Source organism: Methanothermobacter sp. (assembly GCF_049720995.1).
Taxonomy (GTDB): Archaea; Methanobacteriota; Methanobacteria; order Methanobacteriales; family Methanothermobacteraceae; genus Methanothermobacter.
On the sequence record NZ_JBNASF010000006.1, the window covers coordinates 48,871 to 75,470 of the forward strand.

General features: G+C 49.2%; 25 protein-coding genes and 3 tRNA genes. 10 read left to right on the top strand and 18 right to left on the bottom strand.

Going from position 1 to position 26,600, the window contains the following annotated elements:
• The first annotated feature begins 32 nt into the window (after nucleotides 1-32).
• Nucleotides 33-1,688, top strand: a complete 1,656-nt coding sequence (pheT, locus tag ACPLJI_RS03230) for a phenylalanine--tRNA ligase subunit beta (protein ID WP_424730334.1) — start codon at nucleotides 33-35, stop codon at nucleotides 1,686-1,688.
• 167 nt (nucleotides 1,689-1,855) lie between these two features.
• On the opposite strand, the gene ACPLJI_RS03235 is transcribed toward pheT, so the two are convergent.
• The 9 genes from ACPLJI_RS03235 to ACPLJI_RS03275 form a co-directional block, all read right to left on the bottom strand.
• A complete protein-coding gene (locus ACPLJI_RS03235) occupies nucleotides 1,856-2,269 on the bottom strand; it encodes a secondary thiamine-phosphate synthase enzyme YjbQ (protein ID WP_424730333.1) in 414 nt (137 codons plus the stop codon).
• A gap of 66 nt (nucleotides 2,270-2,335) precedes the next feature.
• Nucleotides 2,336-3,466 carry a DUF362 domain-containing protein gene (locus ACPLJI_RS03240; RefSeq protein WP_424730332.1) on the bottom strand — a complete coding sequence of 377 codons (1,131 nt, stop codon included), beginning with the start codon at nucleotides 3,464-3,466 and terminating at the stop codon, nucleotides 2,336-2,338.
• Between the two features lie 32 nt (nucleotides 3,467-3,498).
• Complete coding sequence (gene mch / locus ACPLJI_RS03245) at nucleotides 3,499-4,461, bottom strand: methenyltetrahydromethanopterin cyclohydrolase (RefSeq protein WP_424730331.1); 963 nt, start codon at nucleotides 4,459-4,461, stop codon at nucleotides 3,499-3,501.
• Nucleotides 4,454-5,125 (bottom strand): thymidylate synthase, encoded by a 672-nt coding sequence (locus tag ACPLJI_RS03250; RefSeq protein WP_424730330.1) that lies wholly within the window; start codon nucleotides 5,123-5,125, stop codon nucleotides 4,454-4,456. The genes mch and ACPLJI_RS03250 overlap by 8 nt, the downstream gene beginning before the upstream one ends.
• 11 nt (nucleotides 5,126-5,136) lie before the next feature.
• A complete protein-coding gene (locus ACPLJI_RS03255; protein ID WP_424730329.1) occupies nucleotides 5,137-6,096 on the bottom strand; it encodes a methionine synthase in 960 nt (319 codons plus the stop codon).
• Nucleotides 6,077-6,382: a DUF1894 domain-containing protein gene (locus ACPLJI_RS03260; protein ID WP_424730328.1), complete on the bottom strand. Its 306-nt coding sequence runs from the start codon at nucleotides 6,380-6,382 to the stop codon at nucleotides 6,077-6,079. The genes ACPLJI_RS03255 and ACPLJI_RS03260 overlap by 20 nt, the downstream gene beginning before the upstream one ends.
• Entirely contained in the window at nucleotides 6,382-6,837 is a 456-nt protein-coding gene (locus tag ACPLJI_RS03265; RefSeq protein WP_147671769.1) for a DUF1890 domain-containing protein, read from the bottom strand. The genes ACPLJI_RS03260 and ACPLJI_RS03265 overlap by 1 nt, the downstream gene beginning before the upstream one ends.
• A gap of 20 nt (nucleotides 6,838-6,857) precedes the next feature.
• Nucleotides 6,858-7,934, bottom strand: a complete 1,077-nt coding sequence (locus tag ACPLJI_RS03270) for a hypothetical protein (RefSeq protein WP_147671768.1) — start codon at nucleotides 7,932-7,934, stop codon at nucleotides 6,858-6,860.
• A gap of 128 nt (nucleotides 7,935-8,062) precedes the next feature.
• Nucleotides 8,063-8,548: a GNAT family N-acetyltransferase gene (locus ACPLJI_RS03275; RefSeq protein ID WP_255503692.1), complete on the bottom strand. Its 486-nt coding sequence runs from the start codon at nucleotides 8,546-8,548 to the stop codon at nucleotides 8,063-8,065.
• Between the two features lie 75 nt (nucleotides 8,549-8,623).
• Here ACPLJI_RS03275 and ACPLJI_RS03280 point away from each other — a divergent pair.
• Nucleotides 8,624-8,697, top strand: a tRNA-Ala gene (locus ACPLJI_RS03280).
• Nucleotides 8,698-8,703: 6 nt separating this feature from the next.
• Here ACPLJI_RS03280 and ACPLJI_RS03285 read toward each other — a convergent pair.
• From ACPLJI_RS03285 to hypA, 3 genes are read right to left on the bottom strand one after another with little or no spacing between them, the layout of a single operon-like run.
• A complete protein-coding gene (locus tag ACPLJI_RS03285; protein ID WP_147672024.1) occupies nucleotides 8,704-9,750 on the bottom strand; it encodes a DUF354 domain-containing protein in 1,047 nt (348 codons plus the stop codon).
• Nucleotides 9,751-9,759: 9 nt separating this feature from the next.
• Nucleotides 9,760-10,413 (bottom strand): hydrogenase nickel incorporation protein HypB, encoded by a 654-nt coding sequence (hypB, locus tag ACPLJI_RS03290; protein ID WP_424730327.1) that lies wholly within the window; start codon nucleotides 10,411-10,413, stop codon nucleotides 9,760-9,762.
• Nucleotides 10,414-10,425: 12 nt separating this feature from the next.
• Nucleotides 10,426-10,794 (bottom strand): hydrogenase maturation nickel metallochaperone HypA, encoded by a 369-nt coding sequence (gene hypA, locus ACPLJI_RS03295; RefSeq protein ID WP_424730326.1) that lies wholly within the window; start codon nucleotides 10,792-10,794, stop codon nucleotides 10,426-10,428.
• 91 nt (nucleotides 10,795-10,885) lie between these two features.
• Between hypA and ACPLJI_RS03300 the strand changes: the two genes are divergently transcribed.
• Nucleotides 10,886-11,740 carry a ribose-phosphate diphosphokinase gene (locus tag ACPLJI_RS03300; RefSeq protein WP_424730325.1) on the top strand — a complete coding sequence of 285 codons (855 nt, stop codon included), beginning with the start codon at nucleotides 10,886-10,888 and terminating at the stop codon, nucleotides 11,738-11,740.
• Nucleotides 11,741-11,848: 108 nt separating this feature from the next.
• On the opposite strand, the gene lonB is transcribed toward ACPLJI_RS03300, so the two are convergent.
• Together lonB and ACPLJI_RS03310 are read right to left on the bottom strand one after the other, a co-directional pair.
• A complete protein-coding gene (gene lonB / locus ACPLJI_RS03305) occupies nucleotides 11,849-13,783 on the bottom strand; it encodes an ATP-dependent protease LonB (RefSeq protein WP_147671763.1) in 1,935 nt (644 codons plus the stop codon).
• A 139-nt stretch (nucleotides 13,784-13,922) separates the two neighbouring features.
• On the bottom strand, nucleotides 13,923-15,164 hold the full coding sequence (locus ACPLJI_RS03310) for a PAS domain S-box protein (RefSeq protein ID WP_424730324.1): 1,242 nt from the start codon (nucleotides 15,162-15,164) through the stop codon (nucleotides 13,923-13,925).
• 118 nt (nucleotides 15,165-15,282) lie between these two features.
• On the opposite strand from ACPLJI_RS03310, the gene cobQ reads away from it, so the two are divergent.
• Nucleotides 15,283-16,800, top strand: coding sequence for a cobyric acid synthase CobQ (cobQ, locus tag ACPLJI_RS03315; RefSeq protein WP_147671761.1), 1,518 nt, complete (start codon nucleotides 15,283-15,285; stop codon nucleotides 16,798-16,800).
• 118 nt (nucleotides 16,801-16,918) lie between these two features.
• On the opposite strand, the gene ACPLJI_RS03320 is transcribed toward cobQ, so the two are convergent.
• Nucleotides 16,919-18,292 (bottom strand): DASS family sodium-coupled anion symporter, encoded by a 1,374-nt coding sequence (locus tag ACPLJI_RS03320; RefSeq protein ID WP_424741132.1) that lies wholly within the window; start codon nucleotides 18,290-18,292, stop codon nucleotides 16,919-16,921.
• A gap of 170 nt (nucleotides 18,293-18,462) precedes the next feature.
• Nucleotides 18,463-19,188: a heparan-alpha-glucosaminide N-acetyltransferase gene (locus ACPLJI_RS03325; RefSeq protein WP_424730323.1), complete on the bottom strand. Its 726-nt coding sequence runs from the start codon at nucleotides 19,186-19,188 to the stop codon at nucleotides 18,463-18,465.
• Nucleotides 19,189-19,327: 139 nt separating this feature from the next.
• Here ACPLJI_RS03325 and ACPLJI_RS03330 point away from each other — a divergent pair.
• The 4 genes from ACPLJI_RS03330 to ACPLJI_RS03345 all read left to right on the top strand — a co-directional run bounded on the left by ACPLJI_RS03330 (nucleotide 19,328) and on the right by ACPLJI_RS03345 (nucleotide 21,923).
• Nucleotides 19,328-19,401 (top strand) — tRNA-Gly (locus tag ACPLJI_RS03330).
• A gap of 2 nt (nucleotides 19,402-19,403) precedes the next feature.
• Nucleotides 19,404-19,477, top strand: a tRNA-Gly gene (locus tag ACPLJI_RS03335).
• Nucleotides 19,478-19,718: 241 nt separating this feature from the next.
• Nucleotides 19,719-20,759: a hydroxymethylglutaryl-CoA synthase gene (locus tag ACPLJI_RS03340; protein ID WP_147671758.1), complete on the top strand. Its 1,041-nt coding sequence runs from the start codon at nucleotides 19,719-19,721 to the stop codon at nucleotides 20,757-20,759.
• Nucleotides 20,760-20,771: 12 nt separating this feature from the next.
• Nucleotides 20,772-21,923 carry a thiolase domain-containing protein gene (locus tag ACPLJI_RS03345; RefSeq protein WP_147671757.1) on the top strand — a complete coding sequence of 384 codons (1,152 nt, stop codon included), beginning with the start codon at nucleotides 20,772-20,774 and terminating at the stop codon, nucleotides 21,921-21,923.
• Between the two features lie 376 nt (nucleotides 21,924-22,299).
• On the opposite strand, the gene thsA is transcribed toward ACPLJI_RS03345, so the two are convergent.
• Nucleotides 22,300-23,910, bottom strand: coding sequence for a thermosome subunit alpha (gene thsA, locus ACPLJI_RS03350; protein WP_424741131.1), 1,611 nt, complete (start codon nucleotides 23,908-23,910; stop codon nucleotides 22,300-22,302).
• Nucleotides 23,911-24,028: 118 nt separating this feature from the next.
• Here thsA and ACPLJI_RS03355 point away from each other — a divergent pair, with 118 nt between their 5' ends.
• Nucleotides 24,029-25,237, top strand: coding sequence for a transglutaminase domain-containing protein (locus ACPLJI_RS03355; RefSeq protein WP_424731640.1), 1,209 nt, complete (start codon nucleotides 24,029-24,031; stop codon nucleotides 25,235-25,237).
• A gap of 33 nt (nucleotides 25,238-25,270) precedes the next feature.
• Nucleotides 25,271-25,843: a cyclase family protein gene (locus ACPLJI_RS03360; RefSeq protein WP_147671754.1), complete on the top strand. Its 573-nt coding sequence runs from the start codon at nucleotides 25,271-25,273 to the stop codon at nucleotides 25,841-25,843.
• A gap of 45 nt (nucleotides 25,844-25,888) precedes the next feature.
• Here the strand turns inward: ACPLJI_RS03360 and ACPLJI_RS03365 are convergent, their stop codons facing one another.
• Entirely contained in the window at nucleotides 25,889-26,410 is a 522-nt protein-coding gene (locus tag ACPLJI_RS03365; RefSeq protein ID WP_424731639.1) for a hypothetical protein, read from the bottom strand.
• Nucleotides 26,411-26,600 lie beyond the last annotated feature (190 nt).

A 26,600-nucleotide genomic window follows, 5' to 3' on the forward strand; every position in this document is an offset into this window, starting at 1 on the left:
TTTGAACCATCACATTTACCGGAGAGATCACCATGCCTGTTATAACGTTGGATTACGATGACCTGAAGGAACTGGGCATTGACATTGATAGGGAAAGGCTCATTGAAGTTCTGCCGATGATGGGAAGTGACATTGAGGACTTTGACGATGAGGGTATTAAGGTTGAATTCTTCCCGAACCGCCCTGACCTCCTCTCGGTTGAGGGTGTTGCAAGGAGTCTCAGGGGATTTCTGGGCATTGAAACAGGCATGCCCCGTTATGATGTTCCTGAATCAGACATTGAGGTGACCGTTGATGAGTCTGTCCTCGGTGTGAGGCCCCACCTTGGAATGGCTGTCATTGAAAATGTGAGATTCACAGATAAGAAGCTTAAACAGGTGATGGAGTTCCAGGAGGACCTGCATTGGGTTATCGGAAGGGACCGGAGGAAGGTGGCCATTGGTATACATGACCTTGACCGTGTTGAGCCGCCCTTCGTCTACAGTGCAGTTGAACCTGATGGTGTCAGCTTCACCCCCCTTGAGAGCGTATGTGAAATGACACCCAGGGAGATACTGGAGGAGCACCCCAAGGGAGTGGCCTATGCACATCTCCTGAGGAACCATGAAAGGTATCCCCTCATAACCGATAAGAATGGGGATGTACTCTCCCTTCCACCCATAATAAACGGGGAACTCACCAAGTTAACTCCTGACACAGAGAGGGTACTCGTTGATGTTACAGGCACCGATGAGAGGGCCGTTAACCAGGCCCTGAATATCATATGCACCTCCTTTGCAGAGTCTGGTGGTGTTATAAGGTCCGTGAAGGTAAGGTGCCCTGAATCTGAGTTAAGGCTCCCGGACCTTACACCGAAGGAGATGATTGTCTCTGTATCAACAGCTTCACGCATAACAGGCATTGAATTTGACGCTGCTGAGATTAAAGGGCTCCTCATGAGGGCCCGTATGGATGCATCCATCGTCTCCCATGATGAGGTCCTTGCGGTTATCCCGGCCTACAGGGTGGACATTCTCCACGAGGTTGACCTTGTTGAGAACATAGCAACCCAGTACTGCATAGGGAGGATCGAACCCCTTATCCCTGAGGTTGCAACCATTGCAGAGGAGGATAACTGGAACAGGGCCGATAAATTCATAAGGGAGGTTATGGTTGGTCTGGGGTTCCAGGAGGTGATGAGCCTCATGCTGACGAGTGAGGAAAGCCACTACCGGAGGATGAGGCTCCAGGAGGATGAGAGGGTGCAGGTTGCCCAGCCGATTTCACAGGATCGGACAATGATCCGCAAGAGCCTTCTGAATGCTCTCCTTGAATTCCTTGAGGATAACAGGCATGAGGACCTCCCCCAGAGAATATTTGAGGTTGGCGATGTGGTATACATTGACCCTGAAGCCGAGACCCGTACGCGTACCGTGAAGAAGCTTGCATGTGCAGTCACCCACTCAAGCGCGGGTTTCACCGAGATCAAGTCAATTGCGGCTGCAGTGGTTGAGAACCTTGGATATGAGTTCAGGGTGGAACCCCTCGACCACCCATCATTCATAAGGGGGAGGTGTGCGTCCATTGAATCTGAGGGGGAGTCATCAGGAATAAGAGGGTTCTTCGGTGAGGTTCACCCTGAGGTTGTGACAAACTTCAACCTGGAGTACCCTGTAATTGCCCTTGAAATTGAATTTGAGGAAAAGTGAATTTTATGAGCTCCCCTGGCCGAATCCCATCATTGCTGTTTCGTGATCCTCAAGAAGGAAAAATAAATAAGCGGGTTAAGGGTTTACACCGGGACCCTGAAAACCCTAACAACCAACCCTCAGGACCTACCAGCAACCAAAACCCTGAAACCCCTAATAACCAACCCTCAGGACCTACCAGCAACCGAAACCCTTAGCCTCCTGTTTCTTGGTCCGTCAAGTTCAGCAAAGAATATGCTCTGCCATGTACCCAGGTCCATCTTCCCATTCACCACCGGGATGGTCTGACTCCCACCCAGGAGCACGGCCCTCAGGTGGGAATCAGCATTGTTATCTATTACATTATGGCCATATGACCCGCCTGAAGGCACCATAGCTGTGAGCATTGACTCTATGTCTCCCAGAAGCCGCGTCTCATTTTCATTTATGAATATCGCCGATGTGGAATGCCTTGAAAAGACGTTCAGTATCCCTTCATTTATCCCGGATGACTCGAGGACCCCTGAAACCATGGAGGTTATATCAATGAGTTCAACCCGCATGGAGGTCCTGAGTGGAATCTCCTCTGTATAGAATTCCATGGAAACACCGGTTTTAGTTATGGTCCTATAAAAATAAAAGTTTTGGCCATGCACTCACAGAAAAAACTATTTGAGCACACCTGAGAACAGACTGGTAAGCCTGTAGAGGAGGCTTTTATCCTGGTAGAAAGCCCTGTGTGGGCACACCTCCATGCAACAGAGGCAGTTGATGCAGCTTGAGTAGTCAAACTCCGGTACCAGCGCCCCGGACCTCAGGGCATCGGCAGGACAGCTTTCAACACATACATTACAGTTCCTGCACCTTTCAGGGTCTATGGCCGGCCTTGACCACCAGAGTTTCATGAGTGCCCGTGCAAGACCCGATGGAAGAAGATCAAGGGTGTAGTATATGTTGGAGGGCCACCTGAAATCATCCACAGATTCAGATTCCAATCCCAGAATTTCTATATCTGAGGGTTCAGGCGCAAGGTTCCTCCTCCGTGCAGCCTCATTCACAGGTAACCTGAAGGGGTCCATACCCAGGAGCAGAGGTATGTAAATGTCAAGTGCCAGCGCATCCTCCGATGCCAGGAAAAGCCCAAGGTGTCTTGGATCACCTCCCGAGGGACCATTGCCCTCCATCCCCACCACCCCATCCACCAGGGTGAGTGCAGGATCCGTAAGCAGGTAGATCTCAAGGAGTTTCTCAGCGAACTCAGATGGCCTCGGGTGTTCCCTGTGATAATCCGCCTTCCTGAAACCTGGTACAGCACCATACATGTTCTTGACAGCACATGTGAAGATGGTCATGGAGTGGGTCTTGAGCTTCGGGAGGTTTACAACGGTGTCGCTATCCACAACTGGCCTTGAGATGGGGTAGCCCTCCCCTCCCATTATGTAGGACCCTGCCGCCTCAAAGTTTATGAGTTCAATATCAAGCCTCTCTGCCACGTCAAGTATCCCTGTGGCCCTCCAGAAACTCTCTATATTCCTGAAGGATCCGCCTGGACTGTCCCCAACCTTTACCTCTGCTCCAGTGTCTATGAAGAGCTCTGCAACCGCCTCGATAACCGCAGGATGTGTTGTGACGTGTCTGTCAGGAGGGGCTGCCATTAGCATGTTGGGTTTTAGAAGGACCCTGTCACCGGGCGATGCGAATTTTTTAACACCCCCAAGGTGATCCAGGCACTCTCTAACACCATCCCTGACCTCCTCAGGGTCATAGGACTGGCAACGAGTTACTGATACCGATGGCATGAACTGCTGCTCCAAAAAAGTTAAGAAAGAAATTAAAGTCCAAAGGACTTCATCAGGAGTTCTTCATTGACGAACCCTGCCCTGAAGACATCACCGGTTCTCAGGTCATTTATGACGACCTCTGCTGGTGCGAACATTCCCTTGTCTATCTTGTAGAAGTCGTAGTCCGCCTCCTTGAAGACGTCGTAGAATGGTTTACCGTAGCCCTCAGAGGCTGATGATGGCAGTTTCTCTGCAAGGGATTTCAGGTCATCACCCTCCTCTGATTTTATGTAGTAGTAGGTTCTGCCTCCAAAGAGGACTGCGTCATTGGTTTTACCCATTGCCTTCAGGCTGTCAGGGTCCACTGGGGCTATTGGGGCGATACCTGCGGCGTATTTGACCTTGTTAACATCAAAGTGGAGTGCCTCAAGCATCTTGTAGGTACCGTTCTCCACCACACGGCCTGAGATCTGTATTGAACCAACAAGGGATGAGGTTGGGGCCACGAGTACGTAAACGTTCTCAGGTGAAACATCACAGTCCTCTGCAATCCTGTCTGTGACGTCCTCCGCGGGGAGTTTATCTGCTTCAAGGGTGAGCACTGCAATGTCAGCCGCGTCCTGGTAGCCTATCTCCTCATAGGTCTCTGCCGGTTTAAGTGCCAGTGCCCTTGCAGGTCCTGAACCAAGTGCAAAGAAGTCACCGACACTGACTGACCAGCCTGCCTTCTGGGCGCCCAGTGTTGAGATTGCCGGGAAGTCTGTCTTTATCTTGACTGATGGAAGGGCGAACCTCTCTGATAGATCACCGGGTATTGATATGCCCACATCTGCAAGGCCTCCGAGGCACACCGCGGTGTAGAGTTCACCCGCCTTTATGCTACCATCAACGTTAACACCACAGTCTATGACTGTTGAGCCATTTTCAAGTTTATCAACGCTTATTTTAAGGTCATCTGCGCCTTCGATCATCCGGTCGACTATTTTCTTTGCCTCAATGTTCACACTAACCATTTTCAATCACCTCTTTTGCTTCTTTGAAGTTAACCTCATATATATGAGCGCTAATGGAGTGGATGGTTATATGTCCAACATCAACCCCCACCTCTGATGCAACGTGATCTGCAAGGTAGGCCAGGCCAACGGCGTTGGGGAACCATGCGCCGTAGATGTCGTGGCTGCGCCAGAGTGCGGTGGTGAAGAGCCTCCCATCCCTCACCTTGAAGTCCACGAGGATCATGCATGGAACCTCATCACTCCCAGTATCCGTTTTAGGGTCCCATGTGATCATGGTTGCCCTTCTGGACTCTTTACAGTTTTTCAGCCTCTCCACTGACTTATCCACCTGGTCCACGCCGAAGTGTGCCCTCAGACGGTTCCCGTAGGTGTATATGAATCCCTTCCTGTCATCTGAGAGGAACTGTTCTGAGTACTTCGAGAGTTTCTCTCCACTCCAGAAGTACCCCTCAGGGACCCTGATGTTGATGAGTGATCTGCCCGGGAGGTGGTAAAAGTCGCCTGACCTGCCGAGGGGGTTCTTTATTGTCACAACCGTGTTCATGACCTCCCTTGTCAGGGACCCCCTTTCATCCCTTATCTCTCTTCCATCACGCATTATCTTCTCAACCAGTTTAAGCCAGCCCTCTGCAATTTCCTCGACGCTTATCTCATAGGCCATTTTTGAACCCCCTAAAACTCTGATGCAGCCTTCACCATGTTTCTGAGTTTGGCGAATGCCACCTCCCTTGGAAGTTTCCTCATTCCACAGTCAGGGTCTATGTAGAGGTTATCCTCCCCGACTATATCAGCACCCCTTTTAATAAGGTCTTTTATGGTATCAGTGGACTCAATCGCCTCCGTTGATGTGTCAACGCAGCCGAATCCCAGTTTTTTATCACCCCTCCATTTATCTGCCAGCACTTCAAGATTTGATGGTCTTCCTGCAAACTCAAGGTCCAGCATCTCAACGGGAAATGTGAGGAGTTCCCCAATAACCCCTCTGATGTCACCGCAGACATGGAGTGAGACATCAACATCAAGGGCCCCTGAAATGCGTTTAACAGCCCTTCTTGCTGCCCCCATATCCACCATACCCGTTGATAGGAATGGTTCATCTATCTGTATCATGACTGCCCCTGCATCCTGGAGGTGTTCCGCCTCGACTTTAAGGGCATCTGCCATATCCATAATTGCCTTCTCCCTCTTCTGGGGGCTGTAGAATCCCTCTATCCTTGAGGCGTGCACCATGGTGGATGGTCCTGTGATTATCCCCTTAACACCCCCTGATTCATTATCTTTAAGTTTCCTGAGGATTCCCATTGCATATCTGAGGTCATCGGACCCTATAGACCCTGCGGGAGCTGTTATTCTTGAAAATATGATTGATACTCCATCCTTTACCGTCATGCCACCCATTGCCTCTGCAAAGTGGCCCACCATGTCCCCCCTCACCTGTCCATCTGAGATGATGTCAACCCCCGCCCTTACCTGGTCCCTCACGGCGGTCTCTATGGCAGGTCTGCAGGCATCATAGGATCCAATAAAACTTGAGATTCGCTCCCTTAATGTTTCAGGTCCCCGGGGGGTTGCGGGGTAGCTTCCAACCACCGTTGTGATCACTCTATCACCGTCAGTGCTCTGCAACTTCAATTATTCTCTCTATTTCATCTTCATCGACGGGTATCTCTATGACAGCTGTTCCATAGCAGGGCTTTGTGTAGGGTATCATCACGGTTGAACGCTCCCTATCTATACCCAGAGGTACCGGGGGTATGCCTATTATCCTTGCACCCAGTATCTTCTCGCCTGGCCTTATATGGACAACCATTTTTGCCTTTTTCTCAATGAAGGCTGCGCATTCCCTGAACCCTGAACGGGTCATGTGGATTTCATAGTCGTCGGACTGCTGCAGGTAGGTCTCTATGCAGAATGACATCAGATCTCCTCCAGGAATCTGTCTATCCTCACCCTCAGTGGGGCGGGGTTGTGGTGTGCCCTTGCGGCTATTATGCCGGCTTCTGTACCTTCCATCACCGCATCAACCAGTTTTTCAAGGGTATCTGCATCTCTTTCAAATACAACTGCCAGTGTTTCTGTATTAAGTATCCCTGCAAAGGTTGCAAGGTATGCAGCAGCAGCATCATTGGGTACAAAGCCTACAAGGAATTCATAGTCCCCTTCAGATAGTTCATTGAGGCAGGAGTCAAGGTCGGTGAGTTCACCAGTGTATACACCCTCTGGATCCGCAACCTGCACAAGCCTTATTGCAGCGGGATTTGCTGTTATGGTGACACTGAACCCCTTCTTCCTGAGTATGTGTGATGTGTAAATTGCTATGGGAACCTGCACCGGGGACTCCGGGCATCCGAGTACCATCAAAGCTTTCTTCATCCTATACACTCCCTGAATACTTATTCCTTCACCCCGAATATGGTGGCGAATATGAGTGAGCTGAGAAATATGAATGTCATGAGCGCTGTCCCGTTTATTGTCCTGTTTATTATGAATAGTCCTATGAGGGCCTGGGACATGAAGGCTGCAAGTGCACCTGTGAGGAGGACCTCCCTTCCAAGGTATGTTTTTGAGCCATTTTCCCTCATATCACGGTACATGTGGAGCATCCGAAGGCCCATGATGATGATGCCGGCACACCAGATTAAAAGGAAGAGCATTGTAATGTAACCAAAGTCATATGCCCATCCAAATATTCCAGGCACCATGTAATCTATCACATCCTTCTTGTTGACCAGTATGCCGTAGAAGACCGGGAAGGGGAGGCCAAAGAAGAGTATAAGCTGGAGTGGCAGTGAAATGTAGCCATCTGCAAATCCGCTTGAGAGTTCACCCCAGTAGGATGACATGGGGTTATGTCCAAGGAGGGTGGTGTTCTTGAGTACAAGTTTGAGGCTTGGAAGTGAAAAGGTCTCAAGCCTCTCTATACGGAGAAGGGGGCTTAAAACAGGCATCTGGAGTATCCTTGAGAGTAACTCCAGCCCCCCAAATCCTGCGACCGCAATGAAAGCAAAACCCAGAACCCTCTTAACTGTTATGATGGACTTCTGCCTCATGGACTTTGATATGAGGAAAAAACCTATCAGCAGTCCCAGGAGCCATAGTAGAAGGAATGATCTGTGCATGAGACCCCCAAAAACAGTGATACCCGCCATAAGGATATAAACGAATCCCCTGAGTCCCCTTACATCAACCCCGGACTCCTCCATGATTGCAAGGGCTGCAAGTGATGATATGGTAACAAGGAGTGCTATGGGACCAAATGGGTGTGTGAATTCACTCTGCCCGAAGGACATGAAGAGCGCCACAACATCAAGGCCAAATATTATATTGAATCCTATCCCCAGCACCAGGCAGAGGAACAGTATCATGCTGAGGGAAAGGGGTGCCAGGTTCAGCAGGAATATCATGGCCGCATACATTATGATGCCGACCTCGACTATGAACTGAAGGTGATTCTGTGCTATGAGGGCCAATTTAATCCTCCAGAAATTTATCAGATTATCAGATACATCCTTATTTGGGGGTCATCTTAAAAAGTTTTTCCGGACCCATAGCAACCATGCTGGGATAAGAGTGATGTATTCCCTGCGGTCTTCCAGCATCAGATCAGCCTTCTGAATACCACCATGTCTTCACCGGGACCATTGTAATCTGCCAACGCCTTCACGGGACCCGCATCAACGGTTTCACCATTCTCAACCGCCCTGAACCCATTTTTAAGGTAAAATCTTATCGCCCTCTGGTTAACCGGTTTTGTTATAAGGTATATCACATGAACACCCTTCTGCTCCACAGTTTCCGTGAAGACCTCAAGAAGCCGGGATGCCACGCCCATTCCCCTGAGCTGTGGTGAGACACACAGAAGATGAATGTATGCCTCATCAGGGTTGTCCTGGGATATGAATCCCAGAAGAAAGCCCCTGATTCTTCCATCCTCCTCTGCAACAAAGGAGGTGCTGCTGAAGAACCTTGTGAAGATGTGGTAGATGGAGTTCCTCTCTGTAACCATGGGGGGACATCTAAATGCCAGTTGGGCTATTGCAGTGAAATCCTCCTCCCTCACGTTCCTTAAGATCAAACCAACCACCCGGATATATTATGAGCTGGAGAACTGTTAAAGGGTTAAGTTTAAATATGAAAAGACTTAATGTATACTGTGTTGGGGCTGGTAGCTCAGGTTGGTAGAGCGTCGCCTTGGCATGGCGGAGGCCCCGGGTTCAAATCCCGGCCAGTCCATCAATTCTACCTTTTAAGTCCCGAATCAGCGGCCTCATAGACACTGTCAATTATTATTCTGAAAAGGTCGTCTGTCTTGATTTCCTTCGTACCCTTTCGTGAAACAAGAAGCCTCAGTGCCAAGTTGACTATCTCATCAACATCGGTTGACCTGTACATCAGCCCGTTCTCAATGTAGAACCTGTCAACCGAAAGCGGCTTTCCAGGGTAACAGGATATGACCGGCGTGCCGAGTAGGGCGGCCTCCCTGTTCATGGTGCCCCCTGCCCCGATTACAAGGTCGCACCTCTTCATGAGGCTGAATGTGTCAACCGGCGGCTTGATTATGGTGACGTTATCATATCCCCTGAAGATCTCCTCCTGTTCCCTGAACCTTGGGATGATGAGTATGTTGGCGTAATCCTTTAGAACCTCCACTATCGGCGTGAGCACAGATTCATGGCAGTCAGCATCCAGATAGGAGGCCAGGGATGGTTCCGGCCTCATGAGTATGGTCTTCTCCCTTTCAAGTTTCAGGTTCAGGTCCTCAAAGATGTTCTCATTGTACTCAAAGTTCTGGAAGTGGATTATCTCAGATGACCCCCTGTACCTCGTTATCCTGTTGGGGTCAGCCCCTGTCTTCATTATATCCCATAGATCAATGACCTCAGGCATGATTATATGATCACAGAGTGGGAGTGTCAGCTTGTTGGCTGCAAGGGCATGCTCATTGTCCAGTACATAGACACTGGGGATTCCAAGACCAAATGTGACCCTTGGAAGCTCTATCGAATGTTTTGAAAGGCCGACATCAGGTTTCTCTTCACTTATAAATTTTGAGAGCTTGTAGGCCCTCTTTGTACTCTCAAGAAGCTTTTCAGAAAGGGTGACGCCGTGTTTACCTATCGAGGTGAATTCAAAGCCAAAGAGGTTCATGAGCCTGTGGATATCTCCGAACTTCCTTGCTGTTATGATCACATCCTCCCCCTCGTCCTGGAGGTGGGTGATGATGTCCCTGAAAAACCTCACATGGGGGGCATTTGTAATGTCAATCCATACCTTCAAGGGGATCACCATAAAATTTCAATCCGCCATGGCATCCTCAATGGCATCAATTATCTCCTGAACACCCTCACCGGTTTTGAGACTGGTCTTAAGCACCATTACATCGGGGTTGATATTCTTAACATCCTCAACCATCTTATCAAGATCTGCACCAACCGCATCTGCAAGGTCGGCCTTGTTGATAACCACGAGGTCTGCCTCCCTGAATATGAGGGGGTGCTTCTCCACCGTATCATCGCCCTCTGTGGAGCTCACCACAACGATCCTCATATGTGATCCAAGGTCGAAGTCCACCGGGCATATGAGGTTACCAACGTTTTCAATGAAAAGGATGTCCACATCATCAAGGGGAAGATCCTCCAGTGCGTGTTCAACGAGATGAGCGTCAAGGTGGCATTCCTTGCCTGTGTTCAGCCCGACAACCGGGACGCCGTAACTTTCGAACCTCCCCGCGTCAAATTTGCTTATAACATCCCCTGCAATGACCGCAACCTTCCTGTCCATGTTCTCAATGAGCCTCTCTATGAGTGTTGTCTTCCCTGATCCTATTGCGCCAAGGAAATCAACTGCAAAGACATCTGACCTGTCAAGGCGCCTCTGGTTTTTCCTGGCAAGTTTTCTGTTTGCAAGGAGAATATCATTCTGAATTTCAACCTCTGCTATCTTATGCATGGAATTCCTCCTTTATTCCTTCTTCTCAATCTTTATGTTCTTAACGTTGCATTCCCTGCCAGCCCTCACCTGGAATTCATGTCCCCCGCATTCAGGGCAGCTTATAACCGGGGCAAGGTGGTCAAGTTCATCGGCCTCAACCACGCCCTCATATCCGCATTCGCATTCTATTTCAGCAGGGACAACCTCAAGGTTAAAATTCGCCCCCTCAAGTATTGTGCCCTCGCTGAGGACCTCCAGCATGAATATGATCTGTTCAGGGTTAAGTAGAGTTAGCTGACCGATCTCAACCGTGACCTCCAGGACCTCAACTGCATCGTTCTTCTCTGCAGCATCGATGACGGTCCTCACAATTGCATCGGCCATGGATAGTTCATGCAACCATTTCACCTCTCTGGTCTGACAAAATTTTATAATTAGAATTAATAGAGTTATCTATATAAAAATTGTTAATCATGCATGGTGATTTTTCATGATAATAGGTTGTTCAGCATCACAGAAACTGGCTGCCAGCGTTGCAGATTTGCTTGATGATAGACTGTGTCCAGTTGAAACCCGTAAATTCCCTGACGGGGAGCGTTATATCCGTGTTAAGGGCGAGGTTGATGGTGAGGTCACCGTTGTTCAGTCAACAGGTTACCCTCAGGATGAAAACCTCATGGAACTCCTCTTCATGATGGAGAACCTTAAGGATCTTGGGGCGGATTATGTACGGGCTGTGGTACCCTACTTCGGTTACGGGAGGCAGGAGCGGCGCTTCAAAGGTGGTGAGGCTGTGTCAGCCAGAATAGTTGCCCACCTCCTCGAGGCCGCTGGTGCAGATGAGATCATAACTGTGAATCTCCATGAGAACTGTCTCAGCGAATTCTTCACCATACCTGTAACTGAACTTTCTGCCATGCCCCTCATAGCCAGGCACATTTCATTCCTGGATGATCCTGTGATCATCGCACCCGATAAGGGTGCTATGGACCATGCCAGGGAGGTCAGCAGCATACTTGGATGTGAATGCGATTACATGGAGAAGGTTAGACTTTCCCCTGAAACCGTTGAGACCCGGGTGCGGGACCTGGATGTTGAGGGGATGGACGCCGTGGTGGTGGATGACATCATAAGTACCGGTGGTACGATTGTGAACGCCGCAGGAATTTTAAGAAACTGCGGGGCCTCAAGCATAACCGTGTGCTGTGTCCACCCTGTTCTGGTGGAGGATGCCCTGCTCAAGATATTCTCTGCAGGTGTTGAGCGGGTGATTGCAACGGACACCCTGAAATCTGAGGTGAGTGAGATCTCGGTGGCTCCTCTGATTGCAGAGGCCATGAAATAATTTTTTTATTCCAGACCTAAAGGTGGACCCTTTACTACTAAAAGGACCCGTCTCCATTGAAAACCTTCGAAATTGAAATGGGAAAAAGTCCAGCCCCTTCGGAAAAAATCAGTGCATGGCTGGCTTCTTCATGATTGAGGGTACTATATCGCTTATTTTCTGCATCCTCTCAAGTAGGCTCTCCTTGCCCTTACCAATGAGGGCGTGTTCCAGGACATCACCGAGGGTCTCAACGGGTATTATCTCAACCTTATCCTCATACCTCTTCTCAATCATGACATCCCCCATATTGGAGGCGGGTATGAGTACCTTCTTTATTCCTGCCTCTGCAGCTGCCTCTATCTTCCCTGTAACCCCACCCACAGGGAGCACATCACCACGTATGCTCAGTGAGCCTGTCAGGGCGACTGACTGATCCACGGGTATCTCCTCAAGGGCTGATATGACTGCCGTTGCCACTGAGACGCTTGCACTGTCACCCTCCACACCATCGTATGCCTGGAGGAACTGGATGTGTATGTCATAGTTGGATATGTCTGTACCTGTGTATTTCTTGATTAGGGCGCTTACGTTCTGAACCGCCTCACGGGCGATCTCACCCAGTTTACCTGTTGCGATTATCCTGCCCTCCTCCTTGCTCTGAGCTGGGGCTGCCTCTGCAGCTATCGGGAGGATGATACCGCTCCTGTCACCGATTATTGCAAGCCCATTGACACGTCCAACCTCGCCTCCCTCTGATTTGAAGACACTGTACTTCTTCTTCTGTACAATGTATCGGTCTGCGATCTGCTGTTCGAGGGTCCTTGAAAGTTTCTTTGCCTCCATAACATCGCTGGTCTCAACCAGTTCAGCGCCTCGACTCTTGGCAATGTCCCCCGCAGCCCTCACAAGACCCCCAAGTTCACGGAGTTTGAGTGTGAGTGAATCCTTCTTACCGGCCCTCCTCTGGGCCTCCCTTATTATCTCCTCTATGGCCTCCCTGCTGAAGTGAGGGATCCTTCCATCCTTTTCAACTTCCTGTGCAACGAACTGGACAAGTTTGTCCCTGTTTTCAGGTGTATCGGGCATTGTGTCCTTCATGAAGACCTCGTAACCGTATCCCCTTATCCTTGAGCGGAGGGCAGGGTGCATGCCCTCAAGCACCTGAAGGTTACCTGATGCCACAAGAACAAAGTCACATGGGACTGCCTGTGAGCGCACCATTGCACCGCTGCTTGTCTCGCTCTGACCCGTAATTGAGTACTTCTTCTCCTGCATTGCTGTTAGGAGTTCCTGCTGGGTCTTCATCTTCATGGTCCCTATCTCGTCTATGTAGAGGACCCCCTTGTTGGCCCTGTGTATCATCCCGGCCTCGACCCTCTCATGTGCAGGGGTGCCCAGGCCTCCTGACTGGTATGGGTCGTGCCTCACATCCCCCAGGAGCGCACCTGCATGGGCACCGGTTGCATCCACAAATGGGGCAACCTGCCTTCCCTCATTGTTGACCAGGAGTTTAGGCACCATGACTGTGTTCCTTGGCCTGAACTGCTGGAGGGCCAGGAAGACTATACCCGCTGCTATTATGGCTGCAAGGAACTGATTAACCATGAACCCGAGGACAAGGATGAATGATATTATGAGCATCATGAAGAGGTTCTTCTTCTCATCCTGTGCCCTGGCCCGGTTCTTGTGGTTCATCACGATTTTCCTGCCCTCCCCGGCGGGTACGGTGCCAATGAGGGGGTTGTTAGGGTCATCTATATTGGGGTAAACCAGTATGTCCTGGAGTTTTTCCCGGGGCAGGAGTTCTGCCATTGCCTTGGCCAGCATTGATTTGCCGACCCCTGGTTCACCTATCAATAATACGTTACGTCTCTGTTCTGCAGCCTTTTTTATGGTCTCAACTGCCTCTTCCTGACCTATGATCTGATCTATGAGTCTTTCAGGGACATCTATATCCTTTGAGGTTTCATATGAAAGGCTCCTCCCTGATTCCCTCTTATCATCTGTACTTTCATATGAAACAGATTCTTCAATTCTGAAGTTTTTAATGGTGGGTTTCATTTCTATTCGAATGCCTCCATTAAGTGAAGTGGTTAAAATAAAATCACAGTTTACTGTTATCCCTTCTGCCTAAAATATTTTACTTACAAATTTTTATTTTAATTTATGGTGATGTCACTTATAAAGGTATCTCCAGGGGTCAGCGGTTTATCTCGGATATGAGGGCAAGGGCATTCTGGATAAATTTCTCAACTATTTTACGGTACTTCTCCTCACTTGCCCTGAGGGCCTCCTGTGTCCTCTTAATCTCAGTTATATCCCTTGCAATGGTGGATACTCCTATAATCTCACCATTAACGTCCCTGAGTGGTGAGAGTGAAATGGAAACCCATATCTCCTCCCCATCCTTCCTTAACCTTCTGGCTTCAAAATTTGAAACAAGTTTACCTGACCTCACCTCTGATATGAAGTTCCTGAGTCTCTCAAATTCCTCCTCATCCATGAGCATCGAAACATTCTGTCCCCTGGCCTCCTCTGCACTGTAACCATATATCCTCTCAGCACCCCTGTTCCAGTCAATTATGGTCCCATCAAGGTCATAGCTTACGATGGCATCTCTCGAGGACTCCACGATGGACGCCAGCCTTTCGAGTTCACGCTGGAACTTCATCCTCTCTGTCACATCCCTGAAGATGGCCCTACTGTACTCAACCTCCCCATTCCTCATGCGAACGTTAACGTTTCCCTCCACAAAGATCTTCTCACCATCCTTTGTTATGAATGCGGTTTCAACCAGGGAAATGCTCTCCCCACTCATTACACGCCTGAAGATCTCGTGGCACTCATCCAGCTTGTCGGGGTGTATCACATCAAATAGGGTGAGATTCTCAAGTTCGTCCTCAGTGTAACCCAGTGTCTCCATCCAGGCCCTGTTCACATATACAAATCTGCCCTCAGGGTCGACAGCCTGTATCATGTCATTGGCGTTCTCAAAGAGGTCCCTGAACTGCTCCTCCCTTCTGTGAATCTCAGCCTCCATTTTCCTCCTCTCTGAGATATCCCTGATTATTGAGGTCAGGAAAAGGCCCCCTGATGTTCGCGCAGGGTTCAGGCTCATTTCAACAGGGAACTCAGTTCCATCTGATCGGAGGGATGTGGTTTCAAAGAGCCTCCCTGCAAGTTCGTGCTTCCCCTCCATCCGGTATTCTCTCATCTTGGCGTTTAGGTCATCCCTGAGGGATTCGGGAACAAGTAAATCCACTCTTTTACCCTCAAGGGAGGTGTATCCAAACATTCTGTCTGCCGCAGGGTTTGAGAATACTATAATGCCCTCAGAGTCAACAGTGATCACCCCATCGAGGCTGTTATGTATAACCGTCTCAAATACTGATTTAAGGTCCTCATCAGACATTAAATGGATTTCATGGGAAACACCGGACATCCAACCATCTCCACATAATAAATCAAACAGTCTCAGATAATATTTATGCCGGCAAGGTATTTAAGATTTTAGTGATCAATAGATCTTAGGATCACAGCAGCCCAGAAGTGGTGAATAAATGAGTTCAAAATGTATAATGGTTCAGGGGACATCATCAAGCGCTGGTAAGAGTGTCCTTGTGGCTGCACTATGCCGCATATTCTCAAAGAGGGGGTACCGGGTTGCCCCCTTCAAATCCCAGAACATGTCACTGAATTCCTTCACAACCCATGAGAACAGGGAGATAGCGGTGGCCCAGGTCCTCCAGGCAGAGGCTGCAGGCATCAGGCCATCATATCATATGAACCCAATACTCCTCAAACCAAAGGAGGACTTCACATCCCAGGTCATTGTCCACGGGAGACCCGCCGGGAACATGAACTTCCAGGAGTACCAGACAGGGTTCCGGGAAACCGCCCTTAAGGCCATAAGGGAGTCCCTCGATTACCTTAAGGAGCGATATGACATCATCGTGATTGAAGGGGCCGGGTCACCTGCCGAGATAAACATGAGGGACCGGGACCTTGCCAATATGGAGATAGCCCACCTTGCAGACGCCGATGTCATACTTGTTGCTGATATAGACCGTGGAGGTGTTTTCGCCTCAATTGCAGGCACCCTAATGCTTCTCGATGAGCGTGACAGGTCCCGGATAAAGGGTGTTGTCATAAACAAGTTCAGGGGAAACATTGACATCCTTATGCCAGGTATAGAAAGGATTGAGGAGATCACCGGCGTGCCTGTGCTTGGCGTGCTCCCCTATGATGATAGCCTGAGGCTTCCTGAGGAGGATTCAGCCTCACTCTCAGGGCGCAAGTACCGTGGAAGCGGGGATGTGAAGATCGGTGTCATGAGGCTTCCGAGGATATCCAACTTTACAGACATAGACCCCCTTGAGTACGAGAAGGACGTTGCTGTGAGGCTCATAGAGGCCGGTGACAGCCTTGAGGGCCTTGACGCCATCATAATCCCTGGAACCAGGAACACCATCAGTGACCTCATGTATCTGAGGGAGAATGGCTTCGAAGATGAGATCAGAGATCTGAGCCATGAGATACCAGTATTTGGTATATGCGGTGGTTTCCAGATGCTTGGAAGGAGGGTCGTGGATGAGGGACTTCAGGAGTCAAAACTGGGAAGCGTTGATGGCCTTAACCTCCTTGACTGTGAAACCACGTTCACAGGTGATGGTAAGATCATATCCAGCAGCGCCGGGGAGATCACCGGTGCCGGCTTATTCTCAGGTCTTGCAGGGGAAACCGTTGAGGGATATGAGCTTCATGAGGGAACCACAGTCCTGGGTGACGTTAAACCCCTCATGAAGGTAAAGAGGGGCTTTGGTAATACATACACCATGGGATTCGATGGTGCCGCTGATGGGAACGTGGCCGGTACCTACTTCCACGGCATATTCCACAACTTCAGATTCAGGAGATACTTCACCAACCTTCTGAGGGAGAGGAAGGGACTTGAAAAACTTGACTATGTGGATGACCACTTCGATGCCTCCAGGAGGTTCTCAATTGACCGTCTGGCTGAGATAGTCGAGGATAACATGGACCTCTCCATCATTGAGGATATCATCGGAGGGGATTGAGAGAAAGACCCATACCCCCAGGAAAATCCCTTCCTAAGGAACCCTCCAAAATTAACGAACCTCATCCAAAAAAAAATTAAAAAGGTTTTTTATTCAGGACAAGTCTGAATCGTTGATTCTATGCTATGAATGGCACCGCGAGTGTTGTAATCACGAGGACCGTCAGGATGATACCTATCACCATCACCAGGATCCCTGCCCGTGGTATGTCCCGGAGCTTAACGTAGCCAGACCCATATGCCATTGCAACGGTTGGATCCGCCATTGGCAGCATGAAGGACAGTGAACATGCTATGGCCACCGGAACCGCGTATATACCCACCGGCTGATGCTGTGCACCTGCAAGGGTCACTGAAAGTGGAACAAGGATCGCTGATAGTGCTATATTTGACATCACCTGCGTTATAAGCACTGCGATGACCATGAGGACCACCATGACAAGAATAGTTGATGGATCAGAGCCCAGCATCCTTATAAGGTCATTTATCAGCCATGCCGCGGCACCAGTCTTGAGCAGGGCGCTTCCAAGGGAGAGTGCGCCCCCAAAGAACACGATGAGTCCCCAGTCAATATTCTTCTGGGCGTCCTTCCAGGTTATAACACCTGCGAAGATGAACATCACCGCGGCTATCAGTGAAACCGAGTAGCTGTTGATGCCTGTCCACCCAGCTGTCACCCATAGTAGAATTGCAAATAGGAGTATCCCCACACTGACCTTCTCCTCCCTTTTAACCGTGCCAAGTTCCATCAGTTTCTTCCCTATAACCGCCTCACCGTCAGATAGGGCTGTGACCTCACTGGGGAATATCTTCAGGAGGACAACCCATATTACAAAGAGCATTGCAACTGCAAGGGGGAACCCGAAGATCATCCAGTTGAGGAAGGGTATCTGGGTGTAGGCAGCAGCCATGAGGTTGGGGGCTGTCCCTATCTCCGTCCCGAAGCCACCTGCAAGGGACCCAAATGATGCCCCGAGTATCATTGCCTTTGCATAGTTACTCCTCCCCCTCTCGGGCTCAGAACAGCCCATAATATCCACTATCTCCTTTATGATTGGAAGGAGCATGGCAAATGCCACCACGTTCTCGATCCACGCTGAGAGGAGACCCGTGGAGAATATGCTCACAAAGAGACCCCTCTCAGGTGATGTTCCAAGTCTCCTTAAAAGGTAGTAGGTGAATCTCTGTGCAAGGCCACTCTTCCTTATGGCCTCAGCCATTATGAACCCGCCTATCATGAGGAAGAGTATGGGGTTTGCAAATCCTATAACAGCATTTTCAAAGCTCTCGACACCGATAAGTGGCTGTGCAAAGAGTATTATGAGGGACGTGACTGCAAGTGGAACAGACTCGGTTGCCCACATTGAAATCGCGAAAACAAGTAAGGATATTGCCGCGTGCCCTGAAGCCTTAAGACCCGGTAATGGTATCAGGTACACTGCAACTGCAAGAAGAAAACTCAGAATAAATCCTTTCTTTGCATCCGTAACTATTACCTCCTCTTTTACCTCCTCTTGGTGGTAACTGTAAGTTTCAAGTAGCTTATAAATTTTTACATTATAAAGAGATCGGCCTGTAATCCCACCCCAGTTTTGCTGACTGCCAGTCAATCCATAAGGATGGGCAGCGACAGCCTAAATCAGAAGAGCTGATGCCTGAACATTTAAATATTCATTAAAAACCATATGAAAGCCAGTATTACAGGCTGGTGGATAAAGTAAATGGTCAGCGAGTGTTTTCCCAGAAATTCAAGTGCATGGTTTCTCCCTGGCAGCTCCCCATTCCATCTTCTCCTGTATCCAGGATAGAGGGTATCCCCTGTGAAGATACCGAGAAGGACAACGCCGAGCCATGGAAGCAACGGAAAGTAATCAAGAGTGTAAAATCCATGTGGCTTCAGTCCAAGCCAGAGCAGATAGGGGGTGTCCACCATCAAGCCTGAAACCCGCATACCCGCTGCCAGTGCCAGGAGGGCTGCGATAAGTGAGAGTGCCCTTCTTCCTGCAAACGGGTGTGTGATGATCACAGCAACCCCTATGAAATGCAGCACCCCGAAGACTATGAACCCCTCATGGGGGTATACACAGGTGGCAGCAGTTATAAGAAGGCCGTAAATGAATATCCTGACACCCCTCCTGATGTAATGTCCAGGAACACCGGAGCCCCTTCTGGAGTGGCTCAGGCTGAGTGATACGCCCACAAGGAATATGAAAAGAAATGCAGCCAGCCTGCCTGTGAGCCAGATGAGGGGTGAGTTCAGATCCAGTTCCACTGCTCCAAGGAAGTCGAGGTCAAAGATTACATGATATACAATCATCATCACAACAGCGATGCCCCTCATGGCATCGACCTCATGGAACCTCCCGCTGTACGAGGATGCTGCCCCCATGGATAACCTCCATTTATAAATTGTGTGGATCCCTGTAAAAGCAGTTCCACTGGAGGGATGATCTCCAGATGAATCGTCTGAGAGGAAAATAGAAAATTTTATATAGGATGATTTCAAATCTCTTCTATGCCTACGAATTGCGGCGTTAGTCCAGCCTGGTTAAGACACTGGCCTGCCACGCCAGCGACCCGGGTTCAAATCCCGGACGCCGCATAGCGGTTGTAGTCTAGTCTGGTTAGGACTCGGGCCTTCCAAGCCCGCGACCCGGGTTCAAATCCCGGCAACCGCATAAAAAACTGTTTCTGCTGACGGTAACACGTTATTTCTGGAGTACATGATAAACTGTTTCTGGCTGATTTTAATTGTTTATTCCAATTGAAACTCCACTGGAGGTAATCTGCACGTAACAGGGGAAGTGACCAGCCATATATCAGATATATATATTAGAAACCCCGATAGTAGAGCAAAGGATAAGTACTTTAATTCTAGATAATAACAGGATCCAGACTAATATTAATGGTGTGATACTCATGGCTGGAATCGTTGGATATGGAGTTTACATTCCATCATACAGAATAAAGGTTGAAGAAATAGCAAGGGTCTGGGGAGACGACCCCCAGGCCATATCAAGGGGGCTGGTTGTTGAAGAGAAATCAGTTCCAGGTCCAGATGAGGACACCGCAACAATCTCAGTGGAGGCTGCCCGCAACGCCCTCAAAAGGAGCCAGATAGACCCCTCAAGGATAGGGGCCATATATGTTGGATCGGAATCCCACCCCTATGCAGTCAAACCAACAGCAACAATCGTCGCAGAGGCCGTGGAGGCAACACCTGAAATGACAGCGGCTGACCTTGAATTCGCATGTAAAGCGGGAACCGCAGGTATGCAGGCCTGTATGGGACTTGTTGACTCAGGGATCATAGAATACGGCCTTGCTGTTGGCGCAGATACAGCCCAGGGAGCGCCGGGGGACGCCCTTGAATACACAGCATCAGCAGGTGGAGCCGCCTACATCATAGGAAATGAGAGCTGTCTTGCAGAGATAATGGAAACCTACAGTTTCACCACAGACACACCCGATTTCTACAGAAGGGAGGGAATGCCCTACCCCAGACACGGTGGAAGATTCACAGGTGAACCAGCCTACTTCAAACACGTTCTTGGCGCTGCAAAGGGCATGATGAAAAAGACCGGTCTTTCTGCAGGTGACTTTGACTACGCGGTTTTCCATCAGCCAAACGGAAAGTTCTACCTGAAGGCAGCGAAAAAACTTGGATTTGAAACCGAACAGGTGAAACCGGGTCTCCTAACACCGGTCATAGGCAACACATACTCCGGTGCAACACCAATAGGCCTTGCAGCAACACTTGACGTTGCAGAACCAGGGGCAAGGATACTTGCAGTTTCCTATGGTTCAGGGGCCGGAAGTGACGCATTCATAATAGAGGTCACCGATGAGATAGAGAGAAAGAGGGACCTCGCCCCAACCGTTTCTGAAATAATCAGCCGCAAAAAATACGTTGACTATGCGCTCTATGCCAAGTTCAAGGGCAAACTCAGGATGGCTTAAGATGGTGATAACATGAGGGATGTAGCAATTATTGGAGTCTCACAGACAAAATTCGGAGAACTCTGGGACGTCTCATTCAGGGATATGATAACCGAGGCCGGCCTCGGTGCCATAGAGGATGCTGGAGTTGAAGGTGCAGACCTGGAGGCAATGTACGTTGGTAACATGTCAGCGGGTCTCTTCATAAAACAGGAGCACATTTCTTCACTCATCGCAGATCATGCAGGGCTAACACCAATACCCTCAACCAGGGTGGAGGCCGCCTGTGCATCAGGTGGACTCGCCCTAAGGAGCGGTGTAATGGCCGTGGCATCAGGATACCATGATATTGTGATAGCGGCGGGTGTTGAGAAGATGACCGACGTTGTTGACCCCACACCTGCAATTGCAACGGCATCCGACCAGGAATGGGAGGCCCAGCAGGGTGTAACCTTCCCCTCACTTTACGCCATGATGGCAAGGAGGCACATGTACGAGTACGGTACAACAAGGGAGCAGCTCGCCATGGTATCTGTGATAAACCATGAGAATGCCTCAAACAACCCGAGGGCCCAGTTCCCCATGAAGGTCACGGTTGAACAGGTCATCAACTCAACCATGGTCGCGGATCCCCTCAGACTCCTTGACTGTTCACCCATCTCTGATGGTGCTGCAGCAGTCATACTCTGCCCCGCCGAGATGGCAAGGGAATACACGGATACCCCTGTCTATGTGAAGGCATCAGCACAGGCATCAGGTACCATTGCACTGCACGATAGAATGGATATAACCAGGATTGACGCCACTGTGAACGCTGCAAGATCCGCATTCAAAATGGCAGATCTGACACCAGGGGACATAGACCTTGTTGAGGTTCATGACTGCTTCAGCATAAATGGTATACTGGCTGTTGAGGACCTCGGATTCGTTGAGAAGGGTGAAGGTGGAAGGGCCTTTGAGGAGGGCATGACCCGCATTGATGGTGACATACCCGTAAACCCCTCAGGAGGTCTCAAGGCACGTGGCCATCCACTGGGAGCAACAGGTATCGCCCAGGCGGCTGAGGTGGTCTGGCAGCTGCGTGGTGAAGCCGGTAAAAGACAGGTTGAGGGTGCTGAGATAGGTATGACCCACAACATAGGTGGAACCGGTGGGACAGCGGCTGTGCATATATTCTCAAGGTAGCCACCATCCATTTCATTTTTTTCCTGCAGTGGATACCAAAAGAGTACTGAGTCCAGTGAAATAAAAGAAACTGAACTGAGCCAACTTGGATTTTCCAATTCTGCACTAACCTTCTGATCATTAGTTCATGAAAAATTAAATATCTGCAATGACCTTTCTGCCCTGTAGTGATGCCAGAGAATAAGGAAGCCGTGCACATGGAAAATGAGTCATATTCCATTTTTCTGAAATTGTCTGAAAGACTTATGGGGTCAGCAGGCTTCAAAAAACAGGTTTGCATTTACAAAACTGAAAATACTCGAGGTTCAGGGAACTGAAAGTACCCTTATTCTGATTCAGAAAAAAGCCATGAAAAAAGGAGGAATTATGGGGGTGCCTACATTGGAGGCATTCCGCCCATGTCGCCCATATCCATGTCCTCATCGGATCCAGAGGATGATGCTGCTATGACGTCGTCTATGCGGAGGATCATCTCAGCTGCCTCTGCAGCGGACTGGATGGCCTGTTTCTTAACCCTGTGGGGCTCTATTACACCGACATCCTTCATGTCAACGATTTCACCATCGAAGACGTCAAGTCCCATGTAGGGTGACTCCTCGTGGGCAGCCCTGAGGTCCACCAGGACGTCGATGCTGTCAAGTCCAGCGTTCTCTGCAAGTGTCTTTGGAACGATCTCAAGGGCATCTGCAAATGCTGAGACTGCAAGCTGCTCCCTGCCACTTATGCTATCAGCGTAGTCCTTGAGCCTCTTTGCGACCTCTATTTCAGGTGCTCCGCCACCTGCAACAACCTTTCCGTCCTCGACTGTTGCTGCAACGACTCCTATTGCGTCTTCGATTGCCCTTTCAACCTCGCTTACAACGTGTTCTGTTGAACCCCTCACGAGTATTGTGACTGCCTTTGGCTCCTTGCATTCCTCAACGAAGATCATCTCTTCGCCTGAGATCTTCTTCTCTGAGACAATTCCTGCTTCACCCAGGTCGTCCTCACTGAGGTCCTCGATGTTTGTGACGATGTTTGCACCTGTTGCCTTGGAGAGTTTCTCCATATCGGATTTTTTAACCCTTCTTACTGCAAGGACGCCTGCCTTGGCCAGGTAGTGCTGTGCAAGGTCATCGATACCCTTCTGGCAGAAGAGCACGTTGGCACCAGTCTCGACTATGGAGTTGACCATGTCACGGATCATCTGCTCTTCCTGTTCAATGAAGGCCTGCATCTGTGATGGGTCTGTTATCCTGATTTCAGCGTCGACTTCTGTCTCCTTGACTTCGATTGGGCAGTTCAGGAGTGCTATTTTGGCGTTTTCAACCTTTTTGGGCATTCCTGGGTGAACCCTTTCCTTGTCGATGATGACACCCTGGACGAGTGTTGAGTCGTCCACGGCTGCGCCTTCCTTCTTCTCTATCTTTATGTGGTCCTTCTCGACTTCGCCGTCTTCCTCAACCTGCTGGACCGCGTCAACTATGAGTTCAGCCAGTGGTTCCCTTGCCTTTTCTGTTCCTTTACCGGTCATTGCGGTCATTGCGACCTTTATGAGTGTGTCCCTGTCGCTTGCGTCAATTGCGATATCGTTGAGTATTTCCTGGGCTTTCTCAGCGGCCTGCCTGTAACCCATTGCGATTATTGTTGGGTGGATCTCCATTTCAAGGAGTGTTTCGGCTTTTTTGAGTAGTTCGCCTGCTATGATGACAGCTGTTGTTGTACCGTCACCCACCTCGTCTTCCTGGGTCTTTGCGACCTCAACAAGCATCTTTGCTGCTGGGTGCTCTATGTCCATTTCCTTTAGTATTGTGACACCGTCGTTTGTTACCACGATGTCTCCAAGGGAGTCAACCAGCATCTTGTCCATTCCCTTTGGTCCAAGGGTCGTCCTGACGGTTTCTGCAAGTATTTTACTTGCAAGGATGTTCATTCTCTGTGCGTCCCTTCCAAGGTATCTGCTTGTACCTTCGGGCAGTACAAGAATTGGCTGCTGTCCCTGTGCCATTTAATCACCTCAATTTTTATTATCATTAGTGCATTTATCAATGGGTTAGAGGTTCTATAAATATTTTGCGGTCAATGTATTTATTAAATGGTGACCTTATTTAAATACAGGTAGGAGAATGTATAAATCACCGGTTCCTGTCTGCCTTTCGGCGTTCATGATTTTAATTCTATTAACTGAAGGCTCCTGTGCCATCGAAGAAGTTGAGGATCCCCTGAATAGCTCTGATGTTCTCGAGGCAGGTGTCAGGGTTTCCAGTTTTATTGAAAAAAACCAGAGGCTTCCTGAAAACGTCAGTGTGGGTAACAGGACACTTGACACCCCATTCTACGCCTACGCCCTCAGCAGGGTACTTACCGGTTCAAATCTGGTTGAAACCCAGACCATCAATGCGCCCCGCCTGGATATAAGGCGCATATCAGTGAAGCTAACAAAAAAACAGTACATGGAGATAGCATCAAAATTCCGTAACCTCACATCCCGGACACAGTACTGTCCAGAAACCATCTCCTTCAGCGGGGGCAGGATTGACTTCTACAATGCAGTGTATCTCCTATCAAAGATCGGGCGCTACAGAAAACTTCATGGTAAACTCCCGGATTATGTGCAAATAAGCACCCCCCTCCCTTTAAATGCATACAGAATCGACTCCAACACCATCGACAGAAGGATAAATAACCTGAAATCCCAGATCAAAAAAACAATTAAACTCATGAACCTTATTCATAGGAGGATCAGATATTCTGGAAACAAAAAAACCATCATGAGGCTTCAGAGCAAACTGAAGTCCCTTGAAAAAAAATACACCTATCTGAATGGGCAGCTCAGATACTATGAGGGCCTCAGAGTCAGCCCCTGGTACGTCCCATCATCCCTCCGACGTTACATCAGATCCACAGCCTACTGCAACATCACCGATCCCAATATAGTTTACCTTGCCCGGGAACTCTCAGGAAACACCACCCACTCCACTGCACTGAATCTTTTTAGCTGGGTCCGGGACAATGTTGACTACTCCTTCTACTACAGGACCCGCTACGGTGCCTCAGGCACATTAAGGCGCAGGACAGGAAACTGTGTTGACCAGGCACACCTCATGGTTGCCCTTGCAAGGACCAGCGGTATACCGGCCCGTTATGTCCGTGGATACTGCAGGTTCATAAGCGGAAACTGGTACTCCCATGTGTGGGCCCAGTTATGGATAAGGGGCCGCGGTTGGGTGACAGCAGACACCACCCACACCATGAACACCCTCGGACACGTGTATAACTGGAACACAAGTGTGTCAGAGGTTAGGGAAGTGCTTCTGGAATATGATCTGCACTGAACTCTTATATTCCCTCATGAGATATCATGATCCATGAAAATCATTGATATGAGCCGCAGAATTGAGGATTCCATGCCTGTCTTTCCAGGGGATCCTCCTGTCAGAATAAGGACACTTGAAGATAGGGACTATCTGACCTCCTCAATGGAGGCTGGAATGCACACTGGAACCCACATAGATGCACCGGCACACGTACACCGGGGTGATGAAACCGTTGATAGGATAGGCCTTGAAAGACTGACAGGGCAGGGCTTCCTTATATCGCAGGGAACAGAAAAAATTCCATCTGGAGATATTGCGGTTCTGAGAACCGGGTGGGGTTCAAAGTGGGGTCTAGAGGAATACTTCAAAGACTACAGAGGCATTCCCATGGGTCTTGCAGAGAAACTGGTTGACCATGGAGTGAAGGGAGTGTGCACAGACGGTCCAAGCGTTGACATGCCCGGAGAAACAGCCGTGCACAGACTACTCCTTGAAAACGGGATATGGATAGTTGAAAACATGAAAAACACGGAACTGGTTCCAGAAAGATTCAGAATATTCGTTGTTCCACTGAATGTAAGGGCGGAGGCCTCCCCCGTAAGGGTATTCGCCGTTACAGACTGACCATCATCGAGAACCCACCACAGGACTATCTGCGTTAAAGACCCGTCATCTCTCTATTTTCTCCCAGAGCACCATTTCACCCTCTCTCACTGACCTGAAGTAACCCTTTCTCTCAAGGTTCCTCAGTATCTGAACCATGTTATCAAGCTTCATGTCCCTGAATCCTATCTCATTCAAAAAACTGAGCAATTCCTCGGCTGTGGATCTTTCATCAGGTAGCAGACGGTAGATCTGTGACTGGAAGGAGGTCAGATCCCTTTCGGGTTTCTGTGTAAGCGCATTGAAGTACTCCCTGTACCTTTTAAGGTCAGATATACGGGATTCCTTCTCGGCTATGATTGCATTGAGATCCTGTATTATCTTATCCTTCTCAGCCATGAGCCCCTCAAGTTCAGCTATCTTTCTTTCCCTGAGTTTAAGGGTCTCCTCAAGTTCCCTCACCCTTCCGGAGTTCTCTGAATTCTCCCTGCACTTCCTGAGATCCATCTTGAGCTTGCTTATCTCAAGCATGCATGCCTTGACAAGAAGCTTGAGCTGTTCCTTTTCCGAATCCCTCATGAACTTCATGGTACCCCTTTCCCCTAATTAAATATCACATGGAACCTTAAAAACCTTCCTGAATTCATCCCAGGATACCAGACAGAGTTATATAGCGAAAGGGTCTCCAAATATTCCTTAAAATGAGAACATAGAAAAATAAAACAACAACTCCCCCTACAGACATCACCCAATCCTAAAATGAGAACATAGAAAAATA